The organism is Variovorax paradoxus B4 (genome assembly GCF_000463015.1).
Classification (GTDB): domain Bacteria; phylum Pseudomonadota; class Gammaproteobacteria; order Burkholderiales; family Burkholderiaceae_C; genus Variovorax; species Variovorax paradoxus_E.
This window is the reverse complement of record NC_022247.1, coordinates 5,045,047-5,062,975: the sequence shown is the minus strand read 5'-3', so window position 1 is coordinate 5,062,975 and position 17,929 is coordinate 5,045,047. Positions and strand designations below refer to the sequence as shown.

Sequence of the window (17,929 nt, the reverse complement as noted above, 5' to 3'; positions counted from 1 at the left end):
GAGTTCACCCGACCCTCACCGCGAGCGAGACGGTGAAGATGCCCCACTCGTCGATGCGCTGGTCGATCTTGCGGAAGCCCGCTTCCTCCACCAGCTGGTCCATCTCGGCCTGCGTGCGGCGGCGCATCACCCAGGCTTCGCCCTGGCGATGGCTGGTGAGCGCGCGCGCGATCATTTCGAGCTGTGGATGCCAGGGCTGGCCGGTGTAGACCAGATAGCCGCGGTCTTCCACCGCATCGCCCACGCCCGCCAGCGAACGCCGCACCATCTCGTTGTCGGGGAACAGCTCGTAGAGGCCCGACACCACCGCGAGCGTGGGGCGCGGCGTCACGGTGGCCAGGCTGATGCGGTCGAAGGCGTCGGCCTGCACGAACTGCGCCACGTCTTCCAGGCCCTTCTCGGCAATGAGCGCGCGGCCGTCGCGCACGTTGATGTCGCTGTAGTCGCGCAGCAGGATCGAGCTGGCCTTGACCGGGCTCGCAAGCACCGCGTCGAGCACGTAGCGGCCATGGCCGGCCGCGATGTCCATCACGCGCACGTCGCGGTGCATCTCGGCCAGGCGCTCCATCGCGATGCGGATCAGCTCCTCGACGTGGATCTTGCGCTGCCGGATGCCGCGCCAGCCGATCGAGTCCAGGTAGGTCCGGTCGATGGAGCGGCCCAGCGCGCCCTTGCCCTGCGGCTCGTTGCGGTAGACGTAGTCGAGCGTGCTGCCCGAATCGAAGCCGGTGTCATGCCCGAGCTTCACGCCGCGCGAGAGCATGCCGCCCAGGCGCAGGCTGGCCCGCGTCAGCCCCCAGTAGGCGCCGCGCAGCGAGAGCGGTGCCAGCGGCTCGGCCAGCGCACGCGATTCGTCGGCGGTGTTGCCGCTCAGGTGCGCGGCGCGCAGGTCGACCGGCACCGGCGGCTGGTCGAACAGCTGCAGGATGAACTCGCGGATGGCCTGCACCGCCGGCGCGCGGTCCTTCTCGCCCAGCGTGTCGTGGAAGAAGCCCGGCAGCTCCAGCTTGGTTTTCACCGCGCTGCCCAGCCGCTCGAAGAACTGGTGCTGGGGCTTGTGGTGCACCACCCAGTCCGCGCCCGAGATCAGCAGCTGCACCGGCAGCGTGATGGCATTGGCATCGGCCACCACGCGGTCGGCCGCTTCGTAGAGGCCGAGCAGGATGTTCACCGCGATGGGCCGCGAGATCAGCGGATCGCTTTCGTAGCTCGCGATGCGCTCGGGGTCGTGCGTGAGGAACTTCGCCTTCACATAGCTGTTGACGAAGAACAGGCCGCGCAGCTTGTGCATCAGCGCGAGCCCGGCGCGCGCAAAGGGCACGTAGAGCTTCACCTTGAAGGCCGGCGAGGCCAGCGTGAGCCCGCGCACCTTGGGCGCGTAGTCGTGCGCCCAGGTGGAGACCAGCACGGCCCCCACGCTCTGCGCAATCACGTGGATGTCGTGCTCCGCCACGCCGTGCGCGCTGCCGATGTGCTGGACGAAGGTCTGCACGTCGCGCACCGACGTGGCAAAGCTCGGGCTGTAGCCGCGCTGGCCCGGCGAGCGGCCGTGGCCGCGCGCGTCCCATGCGAAGAAGTCGAAGTCGGGCAGGTCGAGCTCGTCGACCAGGTGCGCCATGCGCGCGCCGTGCTCGTGGCCGCGGTGAAACAGCACGATCGCGCCGCGGCGCGTGGCGCCGGTGGCCGGCCAGTGCCGGTAGAAGAGCGATTCGCCGTCGTGCGTGCGGAACTGGCGCTCTTGCGGCGTGCGTTGCTGGGTGTTGTTGTCGGTCATCGGATCCCTGTAGCTATTTCTCTTTGTTCGTCGTGTGCGGGTTTACGCCGCTTCGGCCAGCGCGCGGCGGACGCGGTTGACCACCGTCCAGGTCACGAGCACCGCGGCAAGGGGCATCAGCCATGCCGTCCAGCCCGGCAGCGGCCAGCCCAGCGCCACATAGAGGCCGAGCGCGCCGAACACGAAGGCGCGGTCGCTCTTGCCGAGCGGCCCGTCGTAGCGGCGCGAGGCACCCACCGTGGGGCCCAGCGCACCCGCGAATTCGCTCAGCCCCGCCAGCACGATCACCGTGCCGACCCAGAACGGGCTGAACGGCTGCACCAGCGCAAACGGCAGGTACAGCGCGGCGTCGGACACCACGTCGGTCAGTTCGTTGAGGAAGGCGCCGAGCTTGCTTTGCTGGCCGTGCTCGCGCGCGAGCATGCCGTCGATGGCGTTGAACGCCATGCGCACGAACATCCAAGCCGGAATGAGCCCGAAGGCGGCCAGCGACGGCGCCGCAAAGAAAAGCCAGAGCCCGATCGCGACCGAAACCGCGCACGCGGCCAGCGTGACCTGGTTCGCGGTGACGCCCAAGGCATGCAGGCGGCCGACGAGCGGCCGCAACAGTCCCTGGAACCGGGGTTTCAGTTCGTAGATCGACACCCTTGGCTTCCCCTCGTTTGTTATATGGCCGAAGCATTCTGCCAGTGTGGCAGGCACTAAACTTGCCCTTGCAGCCTCTCATTCCATGACCATCCAGACCGACGATTTCGCCCCTGCCCCGCCCCGCGTGGTATCCGCCGCCCCCGCTTCGCCCCAGGAAGAGGCCATCGAGCGGGCGTTGCGCCCGAAGCTGCTCGACGAATACGTCGGCCAGGTCAAGGTGCGCGAGCAGCTCGAGATCTTCATCGGCGCGGCGCGCAAGCGAAAGGAAGCGCTCGACCACGTGCTGCTGTTCGGCCCGCCGGGCCTGGGCAAGACCACGCTGTCGCACATCATCGCGGCCGAGCTGGGCGTGAACCTGCGCCAGACCTCCGGGCCGGTGCTCGAGAAGCCCAAGGACCTGGCAGCGCTGTTGACCAACCTGGAGCCCAACGATGTGCTCTTCATCGACGAGATCCATCGCCTGAGCCCGGTGGTCGAGGAAATCCTCTACCCCGCGCTGGAGGACTACCAGATCGACATCATGATCGGCGAGGGCCCCGCGGCGCGCAGCATCAAGCTCGACCTGCAGCCCTTCACGCTGGTGGGCGCCACCACCCGCGCCGGCATGCTCACCAATCCGCTGCGCGACCGCTTCGGCATCGTGGCGCGGCTGGAGTTCTACACACCGGAAGAGCTGGCGCTCATCGTGCGGCGCAGCGCCGGCTTGCTCAAGGTGGAAACCGACACGGCCGGCGGCTTCGAGATCGCGCGCCGCTCGCGCGGCACGCCCCGCATCGCCAACCGCCTGCTGCGCCGCGTGCGCGACTATGCCGAGGTGAAGGGCAACGGCCGCATCACCGAGGACATCGCGCACAAGGCGCTCGCCATGCTGGACGTCGACCCGCAGGGCTTCGACCTGATGGACCGCAAGCTGCTCGAAGCGGTCATCCATCGCTTCGACGGCGGCCCGGTGGGCCTGGACAACGTGGCGGCGAGCATCGGCGAGGAGCGCGACACCATCGAGGACGTGATCGAGCCCTACCTCATCCAGCAGGGCTACCTGCAGCGCACGCCGCGCGGGCGCATTGCCACGCTGGCGGCGTACCGCCACCTCGGCGTGACGCCGCCTTCGAGTCGATCCGACGGACAAGACCTTTTCGGAGTCTGACGACCCATGCATACCCATGACCTGAGTGCCTGGCAGCACGACCATCATTTCGGCGCAGGCAACGAATCGGCCGAGCGCAGCACCCGCCTCGTGATGTGGATCACCGCCGCGATGATGGTGGTCGAGATCGGCGCCGGCTGGTGGTTCAACTCCATGGCGCTGCTGGCCGACGGCTGGCACATGAGTTCGCATGCGCTGGCCATCGGCCTGAGCGCCTTTGCCTATGCGGCGGCGCGGCGCTATGCGCGCGATCCGCGCTTTGCCTTCGGCACCTGGAAGATCGAGGTGCTGGGCGGCTTCGCGAGCGCGCTGATGCTGCTCGGCGTTGCGGCGCTGATGGTGGTGGGCTCGATCGAGCGGCTTCTCTCGCCCTCGGTCATCCACTACCGGGAAGCCGTGGCGGTGGCCGTGCTCGGGCTGGTGGTCAACCTCGTCTGCGCGCGGCTGCTGGGCTCGGCGCACCATCACGGGCATGGGCACGACCACGGCCATGCGCATTCTCACCATGACCACGGCCACGCGCATGGTCACGACCTGAACCTGCGCTCCGCCTACCTGCACGTGGTGGCCGATGCCGCGACCTCGGTGCTGGCCATTGCCGCGCTGCTCGGCGGCTGGTTCTTCGGCTGGTCCTGGCTCGACCCGGTGATGGGCATCGTCGGCGCGGTGCTGGTGGCCGTGTGGGCCAGGGGCCTGCTCAAGGAAACAAGTAAGGTGCTGCTCGACCGCGAGATGGACCATCCCGTGACGGCCGAGATCCGCGAAGGCGTGGAAACGATGCTGGCCGATTCGGAAACCCGCGTGGCCGACCTGCACGTGTGGCGCGTGGGCCGCGAGGCCTATGCCTGCGCGCTCACGGTGGTGACGCATTCGTCCGTGCTCACGGCCGACGAGGTGCGGGCCTGCTTCTCGATGCACGAGGAAATCCGCCACTCGACCGTGGAAATCCAGCGCTGTTAGGGACGCCCCCCGAAGCGCGGGCTTCGGCGTCACCGATATGTCACGGGATCGCCATCGCCCGGTCACGCGTTGGTGGGAGCCTACCCGTCCATGCAACGCGACGACGCTTTCCTGCGCGCATGGCGCGACACCGCGACCCGGGCCCCCGAGCCGGAGGACGACGATCTCGCGCGCCCGCCGCTGCGCTGCCGCACCCTCTGGATCTCCGACCTGCACCTGGGTACGCCGGGCTGCCAGGCCCGCGCGCTGCTCGATTTCCTCAAGCACACCGAGTGCGAGACCCTGTTCCTGGTCGGTGACATCATCGACGGCTGGCAGCTCAAGCGGAACTGGTACTGGCCGCAGGCGCACAACGACGTGATCCAGAAGCTGCTGCGCAAGGCGCGCAAGGGCACCCGCGTGATCTTCATCCCGGGCAACCACGACGAGTTCGCGCGCAAGTACCTGAACCACAACTTCGGCGGCATCGACGTGGCCGAGGAATGGATCCACGAGACCGCCGACGGCCGCAAGCTCTGGATCATCCACGGCGACCTGTTCGACGGCGTGATCCAGTGCGCCAAGTGGCTCGCGCACGTGGGCGATTCGCTCTACGAATTCACGCTCAAGCTCAACCGCTACCTCAACTCGCTGCGCGCGCGCATGGGGTTGCCGTACTGGTCGCTCTCCAAGTACCTCAAGGGCAAGGTCAAGCGCGCCGTGAGCTACGTGGGCGACTTCGAGAACGCCGTGGCGCGGGAGGCCCGCAAGCGCGGCGTGCAGGGCGTGGTCTGCGGCCACATCCACCATGCCGAGATGCGCGACATCGACGGCATCCTCTACTGCAACGACGGCGACTGGGTCGAGAGCCTCACGGCGCTGGCCGAGCATGCCGACGGCACGCTGGAGATCATCGACTGGGCGCAGCACATGCCGGTGCCGGCGAAAGCGGGCGCGCAGAGCCAGCCCGTGGCGGCCTGAGCAGGCACTGCGATCGAGCAGCCCCTCAGCGCCGCATCGTGTCGAGCTGCGTCACGGGCGGGCTGTCATTGCCCCACGACCCGCGAACGAAGGTGAGCACTGCGGCCACGTCGCCCGCATCGAGCGTCTGCCCGAAGGGCGGCATGCCATAGGGCCGCGGATTGCCTGCGGTGGAGGGCAGGTAGCCGCCGTGTGCGATCACCTGGATCAGGTTGGTCGTCTCGGCCATGTTCACGGCGCGGTTGCCTGCCAGCGGCGGAAAGGCGCCGGGCGCGCCCTGGCCCTGGTCGCCGTGGCAATAGGCGCATTGCTGGTCGTAGATCCTGGCGCCGCGCGCCATGGTGCCGGCATCGCGGCGCGTGGATGTAGCGGCGGCGCGTGCGGGTGCCGCGGCTTGCGCCGGCACGCCGGGCAGGTCCTTCAGGTAGCTGGCCATCGCGGTCAGGTCGGCCTCGCTCAAGTACTGCGTGCTGCGAAACACGACGTCGGCCATCGGCCCCATGACCGAGCCGCGCGGCGCAACGCCGTTCTTGAGCAGCGCCACCACGTCGGCCGCCGGCCAATCGGCCACGCCGGCCTGGTGCGGGTCGGCAAGCGATGGCGCATACCAGTTCTCCACCGCGATCAGCCCGCCCGAAAGCCCCAGCTTCGCCTGCGTTGCGCCGAGCGAGTCGCGGCTGCCGTGGCAGGCGATGCAATGGCCCAGCCCGCCGACCAGGTAGGCGCCCCGGTTCCATTCGGCTGGCTTGCCCGCGTTGGCCACGAAAGCCTCGGGCTTGAAGGAGAGGGCCCGCCAGACAGCCAGCGCGGCCTGTGTGTCGTAGGGAAACCGCAGCCGGTGCGCCAGGTTGGGCACTGTCGCGGGCGGCACGCTGCGCAGGTAGGCGTAGATGGCGTCCGAGTCTTCGCGCGTCACCTGCGTGAAGTTCGGATACGGGAACGCGGGGTACAGCAGGCGGCCGTCCTTGCTGCGGCCGTTGTGCATCGCGCGCCAGAAGTGCGCGCTGCTCCAGCTGCCGATGCCGTTCTGCGCGTCGGGCGTGAGATTGCTCGAATACACGGTGCCGAACGGCGTCTCGATCGGCAGCCCGCCGGCGTAGGGCTGGCCGCCGCGCGTGGTGTGGCAGCCGGCGCAGTTGCCGGCCAGCGCAAGGTAGCGCCCGCGCTCGATCAGCTGGGGCGTGGCATTGAAGGCTTCGGCCTGCTGCGGCAGCGGGTCTTCGCCGCGCAGGTTCAGCGCCACGATGCCGCCGGCCGCGGCGCCCAGCAGCAGCACCAGAATCAGCAGCGTCCAGCCGAGGTGTCGCATCTTCATCGGCGCCTCACTTCGGCATGCCGCCGCAGTGCATCGGCAGCGCGGCGGGCAGCGAGGCCGCGGGCTTCGGATCGGCCGGCATCGGCTGCACCGCGAGCCAGCTGGCCACGGCGTTGATGTCGGCCGTCGTCATGCGGCGGCCGATGTCGGCCATGCAGTCGGGCGCCAGCGCATGCCGCTCGCTGGTCAGCCAGGCGCCGAGCTGCGACGACACATAGAGACGGGGCAGGCCGAGCAGCCCCGGGATCGCCGGCTGCACGCCGGTGAGCGCGGCGCCGTGGCATTGCACGCAGGCCGGAATGCGCCTCGCCGCATCGCCTTCGAGCGCGAGCTGGCGGCCGCGTGCCAACTGCGCGGCCGGCGCGTCGCTCGCGGGCGAGACGGGCGGGTAGGGCAGGTCCAGGTCCGCGAAGTATTCGGCCATTTCCATCAGGTAGGCGTCGGAGAGGTGCTGCACCATGTAGCTCATGTCGGCGTTGAAGCGCCGGCCATCGCGAAAGCTCCGCAGCTGGTTGAACAGGTAGCCCGCGGGCTTGCCCGAGAGGCGCGGAAAATAACCGGCATTGGTGGTGGCGCCTTCGCGCCCGTGGCAGGCGATGCAGGCGGCCACGCGCTGCTCGATTCCGTTGGCGGAAAGGGCGGCGGGTGTGGCCGGCGCGGCCGCCATGGCGAAGATGCCGTGGCCGAGCAGCAGCAATGCAATTGCGGCGAACCGGCGGGCGGCCTTGTTCTTCTTCATGTGCCGGCCGCGAAGTGCGCAAGCGCCAGCAGCCCCCCGATGAGCAGCAGCACCGTGACCAGCGCGACGCCGATCAGCGGCAGCAGCCCCACCCGTGCGGTGCGCCGGTCGGCATCCGCGCGGCGGCCGCCCAGCCCGATGAAACTCCAGAGAACGGCGCGTACCGCGCGCATGAGATTGGACATGCACCGACTGTGCCGCAAGCGCAGCCAAAAAAACAGATGCAGATCCGAACCAAATCACCGGAGCAGATAAAGTCCCCTCGAATGAAGACCGCCCCGCAATGAAGCGCTACGAAGCCCTTGCCGCCGACATCGAGGCGTCGATCCGCCACGGCACGCTCAAGACCGGCGACCGGCTGCCCTCGGTGCGGCACACCGGCGAGAGCCGGGGCGTGAGCGCGTCCACCGTGTTCCAGGCGTACTACCTGCTGGAGGCGCGCGGGCTGGTGCGCGCGCGGGACCGTTCGGGCTACTACGTCACGGGCGGCGGGCTGCGCGATGCACCGCCCGAGGCCAACCTCACGTCGCGCCCGGCGGACGGGCCGAAGTCGCTCGACGTGAGCGACCACGTGTTCGACATCCTGGAGGCCAGCATGTCGCGCAAGGTGGTTCCCTTCGGCTCGGCCTTTCCGAGCCCGCTGCTGTTTCCGCTCGCGCGGCTGGGCCAGTTCATGGCCGCGAGCGCCAAGTCGCTCGACCCGTGGAGCACCGTGGACGACCTCACGCCCGGCAGCGCGGCCCTGCGCCGGCAGATTGCGCTGCGCTACCTGGGCGACGGCATGCAGGTGCCGGCCGACGAAATCGTCGTCACCAACGGTGCGCTGGAGGCGCTCAACCTGTGCCTCGCGGCGGTCACGCGCCCCGGCGATTCGGTGATCGTCGAATCGCCCACCTTCTATGCGGCCCTGCAGGCGCTGGAGCGCATGGGCCTGCGCGCCATCGAGGTGCCGACGCATCCCGGCGAAGGCATCGACCTGGCTGCGCTGGAGCTTGCCATTGCGGCCCACAAGCCCAAGGCCTGCTGGCTGATGACCACCTTCCAGAACCCGCTCGGCAGCCTGATGCCCGACGCGAAGAAGAAGGCGCTGGTCGAACTGCTCGCGCGGCACGCGCTGCCGCTGATCGAGGACGACGTGTATGCCGAGCTCTACTTCGGCGACCGGCGCCCGCCACCGGCCAAGGCTTTCGACACGCAGGGGCTCGTGCTGCATTGCTCGTCGTTCTCGAAATGCCTCGCGCCGGGCTACCGCATCGGATGGGCATCGGCCGGGCGCTTTGCACGTAACGTGGCGCGGCTGAAGCTGACGACCACGCTCAGCACCTCGGTGCCAGCGCAGCTCGCACTGGCGAGCTACCTGGAAAAAGGCGGCCTCGACAAGCACCTGCGCAAGCTGCGCCAGGTTCTGGCCGTGCAGCAGGCGAGCTTCGCGCAGGCAGTGGGCCACTACTTTCCTGAGGGCACGCGCGCCACGCGGCCGCTGGGCGGCTATTTCTTTTGGGTCGAACTGCCGGCGCAGGTCGATGCGCTCGAAATCCATCGCAAGGCCCTGGAACTGGGCATCAGCGTGGCGCCGGGGCCGATCTTCTCGGCCACGCGCGGCTTCGCGCACTGCCTGCGCCTGAACTACGGGCACGCCTGGGATGCGCAGAGCGAAAAGGCGATGCAGACCCTGGGGCGATTGGTGGCAGCGGCGGCGGCAGGCAGCCCACCGCGCGAGAAAATCGTGGTGTCGTGACCTTCGATCTTTTCTCCGATGCCCTCGAAGACGCCGCATCGCCGCGCGGCAAGGAGGCGATCGGGCCCGGCGCGTTCGTCTTGCGCGGATTCGCACTGCCTTATGTCGACGAACTGCTGTCCGCGCTGCACGAGGTCGAGCAGCGCGCTGCCTTCCGCCACCTGGTGACCCCCGGCGGCTTCACGATGTCGGTTGCGATGACCAACTGCGGCCGGCTCGGCTGGATCTCGGACCGGCGCGGCTATCGCTATGGCGAACACGATCCCGAAACGGGCCAGCCCTGGCCCGCCATGCCGGCGGCCTTTGCGCGCCTGGCCCAGGCGTCGGCCGCCGAGGCCGGATTCGCGGGCTTCGAGCCCGACGCCTGCCTGGTGAATCGCTACGAACCCGGCACGCGGCTGTCGCTGCACCAGGACAAGGACGAGCGCGACTACGGCGCGCCCATCGTCTCGGTATCGCTCGGCATGCCGGCCACCTTTCTCTTCGGCGGGCTCGCGCGCAGCGACAGGGCCGCGCGCATTCCGCTGGTGCACGGCGATGTGGTGGTGTGGGGCGGGCCCGACCGGCTGCGCTATCACGGCGTGCTGCCGCTGGAGGACCGGCCACACGCGCTGCTGGGCAGCCGGCGCATCAACCTGACTTTCCGCAAAGCGGGGTGAAGCGGCCGTTCAAGTCAAATTGATGACTTGTTCCTTTTTTCTGTGCACAACTCTGTGGGTTGTCTGAGGACCGGGGACGCCAGAGCCAGCATTGACGGGGGTTGGCACTAGGTTGCCTGCGGAATGGGCACCGGGCCTGGTGGCAAAAAAACCAGACGCAACGAGGAATTGGAACGGCCGTCTCGAAAAACAAAAAAGCCTTGCAAGTCGTTGACTTGCAAGGCTTTCAATAATGTTGGTGGCTCTTCACGGACTCGAACCGCGGACCTGTGGATTATGATTCCATCGCTCTAACCGACTGAGCTAAAGAGCCGTTCGGCACAGTTTTGCACCGAGCCCAAGATTATAGCGCAGGCTGTGGGCCCTGAATCAAGCCCGGCGCGCAGCACTCGGTGCTTTTTTGCGACGGCCAACCCCGAAGCCGGCCGCCGCCCGTACAACCCCGGGTGAAAATCCGCCGATGTCTGCGCTGCCCCGCGCCCCTTCCGCCAAAGCCTCCACCGAGCGCGACGCCATGCCCGACGACCAGTTGATGTTGGCCTATGCGCGTGGCGACGGCGCGGCGTTCGACGTGCTCTACGCGCGCCACGAGGGCGGGCTGTTCCGTTTCGTCAAGCGGCTGCTGGGCACCCGGCTGGCCGCGCAGGCGGACGAGGTGTTCCAGGACACCTGGGTGCGCATCATCTCGGCGCGCGACAGTTTCTCGCCGCAGGGCGCCGCCTGGCGCACCTGGGCCTTCACGATTGCGCACAACCTGGCGATGGACCGGTTGCGCGTGAGCGGGCGCGAGGTGGCGCTCGATGCGCATCCGGATGATGGCGACGACGCTACCGCCTTTCCCACGCTCGACCGCGGCGTGCGCGGCGCGATGGATGCCGCGGCGCATCCATCGGCCGAAGAACTCGCGTTCTGGCGCGCCGCCGGGCGGCGCCTGCTGGCCTGCCTCGACGAACTGCCGGCCGAGCAGCGCGCCGCGTTCCTGCTGCACCATGAAGACGGGTTGACCGTCGAGGCGCTGGCGGCCAGCCTGGAGATCGGCTTCGAGACCGTGCGCAGCCGCCTGCGCTATGGGCTGCAAAAACTGCGCGGCTGCATGGAACGCTACCTGTCGGTGCTGGAGCAGCGCGCATGAACACCGGCAGCGGCAACGGCACCCCTGGCTTCGACGATGGCGGCGAGGACGCGGCGCTGCGCGATCCCGCACTGCGCCGCGCGCTCGACCATGCGCCCGACAGAGACGCGCTGCCCGATCCGCGCACCCGCGACGCCATCCGGAAGATGGCGCACAACCTCGCACCCGTTCCCGCAGCGGCGCCGGCGGCCGAAGACAAGAGTGCCGCGCCGTGGTGGCGCCGGCTGCTCGGCGGCGGCGGGGGATCGCGTGCGCGCATGCCGTGGAACGCGGCCTTTGCGACCGTGCTGCTGGCCACCTTCGTGACCGTGCTCTGGCATCGCGAACCGGTGCCCGATGCGCGGCTGGATGGAGAGGCGGGAGTTGCCTCGGCGCCTGCGACCGCTCCGGAGGGGGTGCCGTCTGCGGCCATGGTTCCGGCCCCAACTGCGACTCAGGCGCCAGCACCTGCCCAAGCACCGGCACCAGCTGCGACACCGGCGCCCGCTCCGGCTCGGGCGCCCGCTCCGGCTCCGGCTCCGGCTCGGGCGCAGCCGCAGCCGCAGGCCGATGCGGCACGAGACGCGGTGAGCGAAGAGTCCCTGCGAAGCAGGGATATCGCGATGCGCCGATCGGCGCCGCCGACCTCCGGCAAGCAGGCTGCTGCACCAGCGCCCGAGCCCCAGATCAGCGAGGCCGCGCCAGAGTCCTTGCCACTCCCCGCACCAGCGCCACCAGCAGCAGCGATCGCACCGGCGCCGCCTCCTCCCGCCATGGCTCCCGCCGCGCCGCCTGTCGCCCGCGAGGCCGCCGGCGGCGGCGTTTCTGCGTCTTCTCCAGCCCTGTCGGCGCCGCAGCGCAGCCCCAGCGCCGAGGCCGCCTCCGGCATGTTGCGCTCGGCCCCCGCGCCGCGCGCGGCTGTGGTGGCTGGCAAGGCCGCGGCAAGCCCGGCCGAGGGTGCGCCGGCGTTCTCGGCGCTCGACCAATGGACGTCGCTGAACGCAACAGGCGCCGGGCAGGGCGTGCGCCATGCCCGCGGCGACACCCAAGGGCTGGCCGCGCTGGTCAACACGCTGGCCCGTTCGGCCACCACGCCGGGCGCCGAACTGGCCGCGCCCGTCGAGGCGCGGCTGGAGCTCTACCGTGGCGCCACCTTGCTCGCGGTGCTCGAGATTGCGGGCGACCAGGTGCGCTGGACGCCGCAGGGCACGGCGGCCGGCGCGTCGGTCGGCACGCCGCCGGCGCAGGCGCTGGCCGAGTTGAAGGCGCTGCTCGCGCGCCGGTAGCGCAGCAAGCAGCCGCCGGCGCGGTGCGCAACGAGGCGCAGGCTGTCGCTCAGGCGTTCTTGAAGTCCGGCTGACGCTTGGCGAGGAAGGCGTCCATGCCTTCCTTCTGGTCGGCCGTGGCAAACAGCGCATGGAACAGCCGGCGCTCGAACATCACGCCGTCGGAGAGGCCGCTCTCGAAGGCGCGGTTGACCGACTCCTTGGCCGCCATCACCGCGATCTGCGAGTAGCCCGCGATGACCAGCGCGGCGCCCAGTGCCTCGTCGGCCAGCTTTTCGTACGGCACCACGCGGCTCACGAGGCCCGCGCGCTCGGCTTCGGCCGCGTCCATCATGCGGGCGGTGAGCGCCATGTCCATCGCCTTGCTCTTGCCCACCGCGCGCGGCAGGCGCTGCGTGCCGCCGGCGCCGGGGATCACGCCGATCTTGATTTCGGGCTGGCCGAACTTGGCGTTGTCGGCCGCAATGATGAAGTCGCACATCATCGCCAGCTCGCAGCCGCCGCCCAGCGCAAAGCCGCTCACGGCCGCGATCACCGGCTTGCGGATCGAGCGGATGGTTTCCCAGTTGCGCGTGATGTAGTCGCCCTTGTAGGTGTCGATGAAGCTGTACTTGGCCATCGCCGCGATGTCGGCGCCGGCCGCGAAGGCGCGTTCGCTGCCCGTCAGGATGATGCAGCCGATGGCGTCGTCGGCGTCGAAGGCCTTGAGCGCGGTGCCCAGCTCGGTCATCAGTGCGTCGTTGAGCGCGTTGAGCGCCTTGGGGCGGTTGAGGGTGACGATGCCGACCTTGCCTGCTTCGGTCCGCACTTCGATGTTTTCGTAGCTCATGGGTGTCTCCAGGGGAAGGGAAAAACGCGGTTCACTATATGCGCTGATCAGCGCCGCGCGCCCGGCGCGAGCCAGGCCGCGACCTTCGTCGCGTCGTGCGAGAACAGGCGCCAGGTGGTCGCACCCTCCGGCAGCACCAGCGGCAGCCTCAGGAGCTTGCGGTCGCGCGCCACCAGCGCGGTGCAGCGGGTGGCGTCGCCGAGGTACAGCGCCAGGTCGTCGAGCTTGGCGATGCGCCAGGCCTGCGCGGGGCGCTGCTGGCCCCTGCGGCCGACGGCGGGCAACTCGATGCCGATCCATTCGTCGTGGGCCGAGAAACCGGCCTTTTCGGCCGCGCCGCCGCGCAGCACCACCTTGACCTGAACGCTTCCGTTGGCCTCGGCCACGCGCAGGCCCAGTGCCTGCGCCTGCTGCGACGGATCCTCGAGCGCGGCCACGCCGTGCGCGCGCAGCAGCTCTGCCAGTGGCAGCTCGTCGGTAGCATGCACCCACTGCGCGATTTCGGCCGCATAGGAGCGGCCGCCCACGGCTTGGAGCGCCGCGGCCACGTCGGCTTCGCTGATCGGGCCGCCATCGCCTTGCGTCCACAGGTGGCGCATCACGTCGTCGAGCGTGCCCTTGCCTTCGCGGCGCAGCGTGAGGTCGAAGCACAGTGCCACCAGCGCGCCCTTGGTGTAGTAGCTGACGGTGCCGTTGGGCGTTTGCTCGTCCTGCCGGTAGTACTTGACCCAGGCGTCGAAGCTCGCCTCGGCCACCGACTGCACGAGCCGGCCCGGCGTCTGCAGCACCTGGTTCACGGTCTTGTTGAGCAGGCGCAGGTAGCCCGCGTCGTCGATGCGGCCGGCGCGGCGCAGCAGCAGGTCGTCGTAGTAGCTGGTGAAGCCCTCGAAGAACCACAGCATCTGCGTGTAGTTCTCGCGGCCGTAGTCGTAGTGCGCGAACTCGGCCGGGCGCATGCGCTTGACGTTCCAGGTGTGGAAGTACTCGTGGCTGATGAGGCCCATCAGCGTGGTGTAGCCCTCGGGCTGCTTCTTCGCGCCGCGCTGCGGCAGGTCGCGCCGGTTGCAGATCAGGGCGGTGGAGTGCCGGTGCTCGAGCCCGCCGTAGCCATCGTCCACCGCATTGAGCATGAACACGTAGCGGTCGATCGGCAGCTTGGGGCCGCCCCGCTTGCCGGCCTTGTCGCCGTGCCAGAAGCGGATCTCGGCTTCGCAGATGGCTTGGGTGTCGGCGATCAGGCGCTCGCCGTCGAACGAGGCGGCGGCACCTGCGATGACGAAGCGGTGCGGCACGCCGCAGGCTTCGAACTCGGCGCTCCAGAAGGGGCCCATCTCGACCGGGCTGTCGGCCAGCTCGTCGTAGCCGGCGGCGAGGTAGCGGCCGAAGCCATGCTTGTCGATCTTCGAAGGAACGAGCGCGGTGGCGCACGACCAGCGCGCATCATCGCCGGGCGGCAAGGCGGGGGCGCCGATTTCCAGCGCATGCGGCGCATCGGTCTGGCCCTCGACGCGCAGGCAGAGGCTGGTGCCGTTGAAGAAGCCGCGGTCGGCATCGAGCCACGCCGTGCGCACCGAGTTGTCATAGGCGCAGACCTGGTAGTGCAGCACCAGCGGCTGGCCCGGCACGCAATCGACCTGCCAGCTGCACTTGTCGAGCTGCGTCAGTGCGGGCTTGCGGCGTCCTTGCGTGGCGCGCAGGCCCTGCAGGTTTTTTGCGAACTCGCGCACCAGGTAGCTGCCCGGGATCCACACCGGCAGCGTCACGCGCTGCTGCGCGGAGGGGGCTTCGATGGTCAGGGTGACGGCGAAGAGGTGCGCATGCAGGTCGGCGCATTCGATGCGGTAGCGCACCGCGGCGGCCGGCGCAGCCGCTCGCGCGCGCCGGGAAACGGTCGGCGTGGCCATCAGTTGATGGATGCGGCGAGTTGCTTCTCGACCTGCTCCGCGGGAATGGCGCCCGGCGCGCGGGTGCCGTCGCTGAAGATCAGCGTGGGCGTGCCGGTGATGTTGTACTTGCGGCCGAATTCGACGTTGCGCTGCAGGGCCGTGACGTCGCAGCTGGTTGCCGCGGTGGCGGGCTTGACGCTGGTTTCCATCCAGTCGCCCCATGCCTTGCCCTTGTCCTTGCTGCACCAGATGTCGCGCGACTTGACGGCCGAGTCGGGGCCGAGCACGGGGTAGAGGAACAGGTAGACGGTGACGTTGTCGACCGTCTTCATGTCTTTCTCGAAGCGCTTGCAGTAGCCGCAGTTCGGGTCTTCGAACACCGCGAGCTTGCGCTTGCCGCTGCCGCGCACGATCTTGATGGCGTCTTTCACGGGCAGCTTGTCGAACGAGACCTGGCTGAGCTTCTCGATGCGCTCCTCTGTCAGGTTCTTGCGCGCATTCACGTCGATGAGGTTGCCCTGCAGCAGGTAGTTGCCCTGCTCGTCGGTGTAGTAGATCTGGAAGCCGTTCACGCGCACTTCGTAGAGGCCCGGCAGCGGCGACTTGGTGACTTCGTCGATGGTGGGGAACTGCGGAATGCGCGCCGGAAGATTCTTGCGGATCTCGGCCTCACCGGCCAGGGCCGTGGCGGCCGCAGCCAGCGTGCAGGCGGCGAGAAGAAGGTTGCGTGCGAGTTTCATTGGAAGTCCGGTCGATGGATTCATGCCTTCAAGCCCATCGCCTGGTTGGCGATCCAGTGCTTGAGGAGGCGCGTGCGGTCGAAACCGCGCATGCCCCAGTTGCGCAGCGCGGGCAGGGGCCCCACGCTGTGCGAGAACAGCTGCTGCAGGCCGTCGGTGGCCAGGCTCATCTGCAGCACGTCGGCGCGGCGCGCGCGCTCGTAGCGGCGCAGCAGGCGCGGGTCGCCCACGCTGCGCCAATATTCGCGCTGCCGGATCACCTCGGCCAGCATGGCCGCATCGGCGAGGCCGAGGTTGAGGCCCTGGCCCGCGAGCGGATGCACCGTGTGGGCCGCGTCGCCGGCCAGTGCCCACGACTGTGCGGCCGCGCCCTGCGCCTGCGGCATGGTGCCGGTCCAGCGGTCGGCAATGGCGCGCGCGAGCGGCCAGGCGGCGCGCTCGCTCGTGAGCCGAAGCGCGCCGAGCGCGCCATGGCTGGCTTCGCTCACCGCGGCGCTGAATTCCTCGTCGCCTTGCGCCAGCAGGGCGGGCGCGCGGAGCTGGTCGACCGACCACACCAGCGCCAGCGAACGGCCCTGCACGCCGCCCATCGGCAGCAGCGCCAGCACCTCGCCCGTGTCGTTGAACCACTGGCGCGCCACGCCGTCGTGCGGCTGCGCCGCTTCGAGCCGCGCCGCAATCGCATGCTGCGGGTAGCGGGTGACCGCGTAGCTCACGCCGAGCGCGTCGCGCGTGGCGCTGGCCTTGCCTTCGCACACCACCGTGAGCGGCGCGGGCACGGGCTCGGACACGATCTCGACCAGGGGCTGGAAGCGCACCGCATCGGCCAGCTGCTGCTCGAGCGCGGGCACGTCGACGATCCAGGCCAGCGCATCGACCTTCTGCCGCACGGCGCTGAACTGCACCCGCCCGCCTTCGTCGCCGTTCACGAGCATCTCGCGCACGGGCGTTGCATGCGCCGCGTCGGGCCATGCGCGCAGGGATTCGAGCAAGGTGCGGGAGGCGGTGTTGAGCGCGTAGGCCCGGATGTCTTCCTTGCCCGCCGCGGAGGGCGGAACCACCAGCGCGACGCGCACGCGCTCGCGCGCGAGCAGCAGGGCCAATGTGCGGCCCACGATGCCGGCGCCGCGAATGCAAACTTCAGGAGGGAGGGCCATTCGGCCATTGTAAGAACAAGCCCATCCCCCGGGCTGCGCCGCTGGCGGGCCGATGCGGGACAATCGCTGCCGAATTCCAAGGAACCCCACGTGCCACAGCCCGCTTTCGATCTTGAAGCCACCATTGCGCGCCTGTTCGTCTACCCCGTCAAATCGTGCGCGGGGGTCGAGCTTCCCGAGGCGTTGCTGACAGAGACCGGCCTGGAGTTCGACCGCGCCTGGATGGTGGTCGACGCGCAGGGCGAGTTCGTGACCCAGCGGCAGCTGCCGCGCATGGCGCTGATCCGCCCGCAGATGAAGCACATGGAAGTGGTGCTGCGCGCGCCGGGCATGCTGGCCCTGCACCTGGCGTTCGACCGGGTCGAGAAACCGGTGCGCGTGCGCGTCTGGAAGGACGAGGTGGCGGCCTACGACATGGGCGACATCGCGGCCCAGTGGTTCAGCGACTTTCTCTCCGAGCCGGGCAAGCCGCAGGCGCTGCGGCTGGTGCGCTTCGACCCCGAGCACAAGCGCCTGTCGAGCCTGCAGTGGACCGATGGCGTCGAGGCGACAAACCAGTTCGCCGACGGCTTTCCGCTGTTGGTGGCCAGCGAGGGCTCGCTGGCCGAACTCAACGAGCGGCTGGCCGCTGCTGGCCACGATGCGGTCGGCATCGAGCGCTTCCGGCCGAACATCGTGCTGGCCGGCATCGAGTCGCACGACGAGGACCGGGTCGACGCGCTGCACGTCGCAACCGGCGAAGGCGAGGCCGAGCTCAAGCCCGTCAAGCCCTGCACCCGCTGCCCGATTCCCGACATCGACCCGGCCACGGCCACGAGCAGCCCCGAGGTCGGCGACATGCTGCGCACCTACCGTGCCGATCCGCGCGTCGATGGACGCATCACCTTCGGCATGAACTGCATCGTGCTGCAGGGCGTGGAGCACATGCTCAAGGTGGGGCAGGCGGTGGGTGCGAACTACCGCTTCGAATAGCGGGCTCT

Annotated in this window: 17 protein-coding genes and 1 tRNA gene; 8 read left to right on the top strand and 10 right to left on the bottom strand. The window is 69.3% G+C overall.

The features are described 5' to 3' along the window. Positions 1-4: 4 nt before the first annotated feature. A complete protein-coding gene (locus tag VAPA_RS23565; RefSeq protein ID WP_021012521.1) occupies positions 5-1,774 on the bottom strand; it encodes a bifunctional alpha/beta hydrolase/class I SAM-dependent methyltransferase in 1,770 nt (589 codons plus the stop codon). A gap of 42 nt (positions 1,775-1,816) precedes the next feature. After that, a complete protein-coding gene (locus tag VAPA_RS23560; protein WP_021012520.1) occupies positions 1,817-2,419 on the bottom strand; it encodes a CDP-alcohol phosphatidyltransferase family protein in 603 nt (200 codons plus the stop codon). An 85-nt stretch (positions 2,420-2,504) separates the two neighbouring features. Between VAPA_RS23560 and ruvB the strand changes: the two genes are divergently transcribed. The 3 genes from ruvB (at position 2,505) to VAPA_RS23545 (ending at position 5,489) form a co-directional block, all read left to right on the top strand. Then, positions 2,505-3,569 carry a Holliday junction branch migration DNA helicase RuvB gene (gene ruvB / locus VAPA_RS23555; RefSeq protein WP_021012519.1) on the top strand — a complete coding sequence of 355 codons (1,065 nt, stop codon included), beginning with the start codon at positions 2,505-2,507 and terminating at the stop codon, positions 3,567-3,569. 6 nt (positions 3,570-3,575) lie between these two features. Beyond that, positions 3,576-4,529, top strand: coding sequence for a CDF family Co(II)/Ni(II) efflux transporter DmeF (gene dmeF, locus VAPA_RS23550; RefSeq protein ID WP_021012518.1), 954 nt, complete (start codon positions 3,576-3,578; stop codon positions 4,527-4,529). Positions 4,530-4,619: 90 nt separating this feature from the next. Beyond that, positions 4,620-5,489, top strand: a complete 870-nt coding sequence (locus tag VAPA_RS23545) for a UDP-2,3-diacylglucosamine diphosphatase (RefSeq protein ID WP_021012517.1) — start codon at positions 4,620-4,622, stop codon at positions 5,487-5,489. 25 nt (positions 5,490-5,514) lie between these two features. Here the strand turns inward: VAPA_RS23545 and VAPA_RS23540 are convergent, their stop codons facing one another. The 3 genes from VAPA_RS23540 to VAPA_RS23530 are packed head-to-tail and all read right to left on the bottom strand — an operon-like array spanning position 5,515 to position 7,728. Continuing rightward, entirely contained in the window at positions 5,515-6,804 is a 1,290-nt protein-coding gene (locus VAPA_RS23540) for a c-type cytochrome (RefSeq protein ID WP_021012516.1), read from the bottom strand. Between the two features lie 7 nt (positions 6,805-6,811). Beyond that, positions 6,812-7,543 (bottom strand): c-type cytochrome, encoded by a 732-nt coding sequence (locus tag VAPA_RS23535; RefSeq protein ID WP_021012515.1) that lies wholly within the window; start codon positions 7,541-7,543, stop codon positions 6,812-6,814. Then, positions 7,540-7,728 carry a DUF2970 domain-containing protein gene (locus VAPA_RS23530; protein WP_021012514.1) on the bottom strand — a complete coding sequence of 63 codons (189 nt, stop codon included), beginning with the start codon at positions 7,726-7,728 and terminating at the stop codon, positions 7,540-7,542. Before VAPA_RS23530 ends, VAPA_RS23535 begins: the two co-directional genes overlap by 4 nt. Positions 7,729-7,826: 98 nt before the next feature. On the opposite strand from VAPA_RS23530, the gene VAPA_RS23525 reads away from it, so the two are divergent. Together VAPA_RS23525 and alkB are read left to right on the top strand one after the other, a co-directional pair. Continuing rightward, a complete protein-coding gene (locus VAPA_RS23525) occupies positions 7,827-9,281 on the top strand; it encodes an aminotransferase-like domain-containing protein (protein WP_021012513.1) in 1,455 nt (484 codons plus the stop codon). After that, complete coding sequence (alkB, locus tag VAPA_RS23520) at positions 9,278-9,940, top strand: DNA oxidative demethylase AlkB (protein ID WP_021012512.1); 663 nt, start codon at positions 9,278-9,280, stop codon at positions 9,938-9,940. Before VAPA_RS23525 ends, alkB begins: the two co-directional genes overlap by 4 nt. A gap of 236 nt (positions 9,941-10,176) precedes the next feature. Here the strand turns inward: alkB and VAPA_RS23515 are convergent. Next, positions 10,177-10,253: transfer RNA gene (locus tag VAPA_RS23515), tRNA-Met, on the bottom strand. A 147-nt stretch (positions 10,254-10,400) separates the two neighbouring features. On the opposite strand from VAPA_RS23515, the gene VAPA_RS23510 reads away from it, so the two are divergent. Together VAPA_RS23510 and VAPA_RS35260 are read left to right on the top strand one after the other, a co-directional pair. Next, positions 10,401-11,072, top strand: a complete 672-nt coding sequence (locus tag VAPA_RS23510) for a sigma-70 family RNA polymerase sigma factor (protein WP_021012511.1) — start codon at positions 10,401-10,403, stop codon at positions 11,070-11,072. Continuing rightward, complete coding sequence (locus VAPA_RS35260) at positions 11,069-12,337, top strand: hypothetical protein (RefSeq protein ID WP_021012510.1); 1,269 nt, start codon at positions 11,069-11,071, stop codon at positions 12,335-12,337. Before VAPA_RS23510 ends, VAPA_RS35260 begins: the two co-directional genes overlap by 4 nt. Positions 12,338-12,386: 49 nt before the next feature. On the opposite strand, the gene VAPA_RS23500 is transcribed toward VAPA_RS35260, so the two are convergent. The 4 genes from VAPA_RS23500 to VAPA_RS23485 are packed head-to-tail and all read right to left on the bottom strand — an operon-like array spanning position 12,387 to position 16,949. Continuing rightward, on the bottom strand, positions 12,387-13,166 hold the full coding sequence (locus VAPA_RS23500) for an enoyl-CoA hydratase (protein WP_021012509.1): 780 nt from the start codon (positions 13,164-13,166) through the stop codon (positions 12,387-12,389). 47 nt (positions 13,167-13,213) lie between these two features. Continuing rightward, the gene (locus VAPA_RS23495; RefSeq protein ID WP_021012508.1) at positions 13,214-15,070 is read right to left on the bottom strand and encodes a M61 family metallopeptidase; all 1,857 of its coding nucleotides are present in this window, start codon (positions 15,068-15,070) and stop codon (positions 13,214-13,216) included. Then, positions 15,070-15,792, bottom strand: coding sequence for a DsbC family protein (locus tag VAPA_RS23490; RefSeq protein ID WP_021012507.1), 723 nt, complete (start codon positions 15,790-15,792; stop codon positions 15,070-15,072). Before VAPA_RS23490 ends, VAPA_RS23495 begins: the two co-directional genes overlap by 1 nt. 20 nt (positions 15,793-15,812) lie before the next feature. Next, entirely contained in the window at positions 15,813-16,949 is a 1,137-nt protein-coding gene (locus VAPA_RS23485) for an FAD-dependent monooxygenase (protein WP_021012506.1), read from the bottom strand. 90 nt (positions 16,950-17,039) lie between these two features. Between VAPA_RS23485 and VAPA_RS23480 the strand changes: the two genes are divergently transcribed. After that, positions 17,040-17,921: an MOSC domain-containing protein gene (locus VAPA_RS23480; protein WP_021012505.1), complete on the top strand. Its 882-nt coding sequence runs from the start codon at positions 17,040-17,042 to the stop codon at positions 17,919-17,921. Positions 17,922-17,929 lie beyond the last annotated feature (8 nt).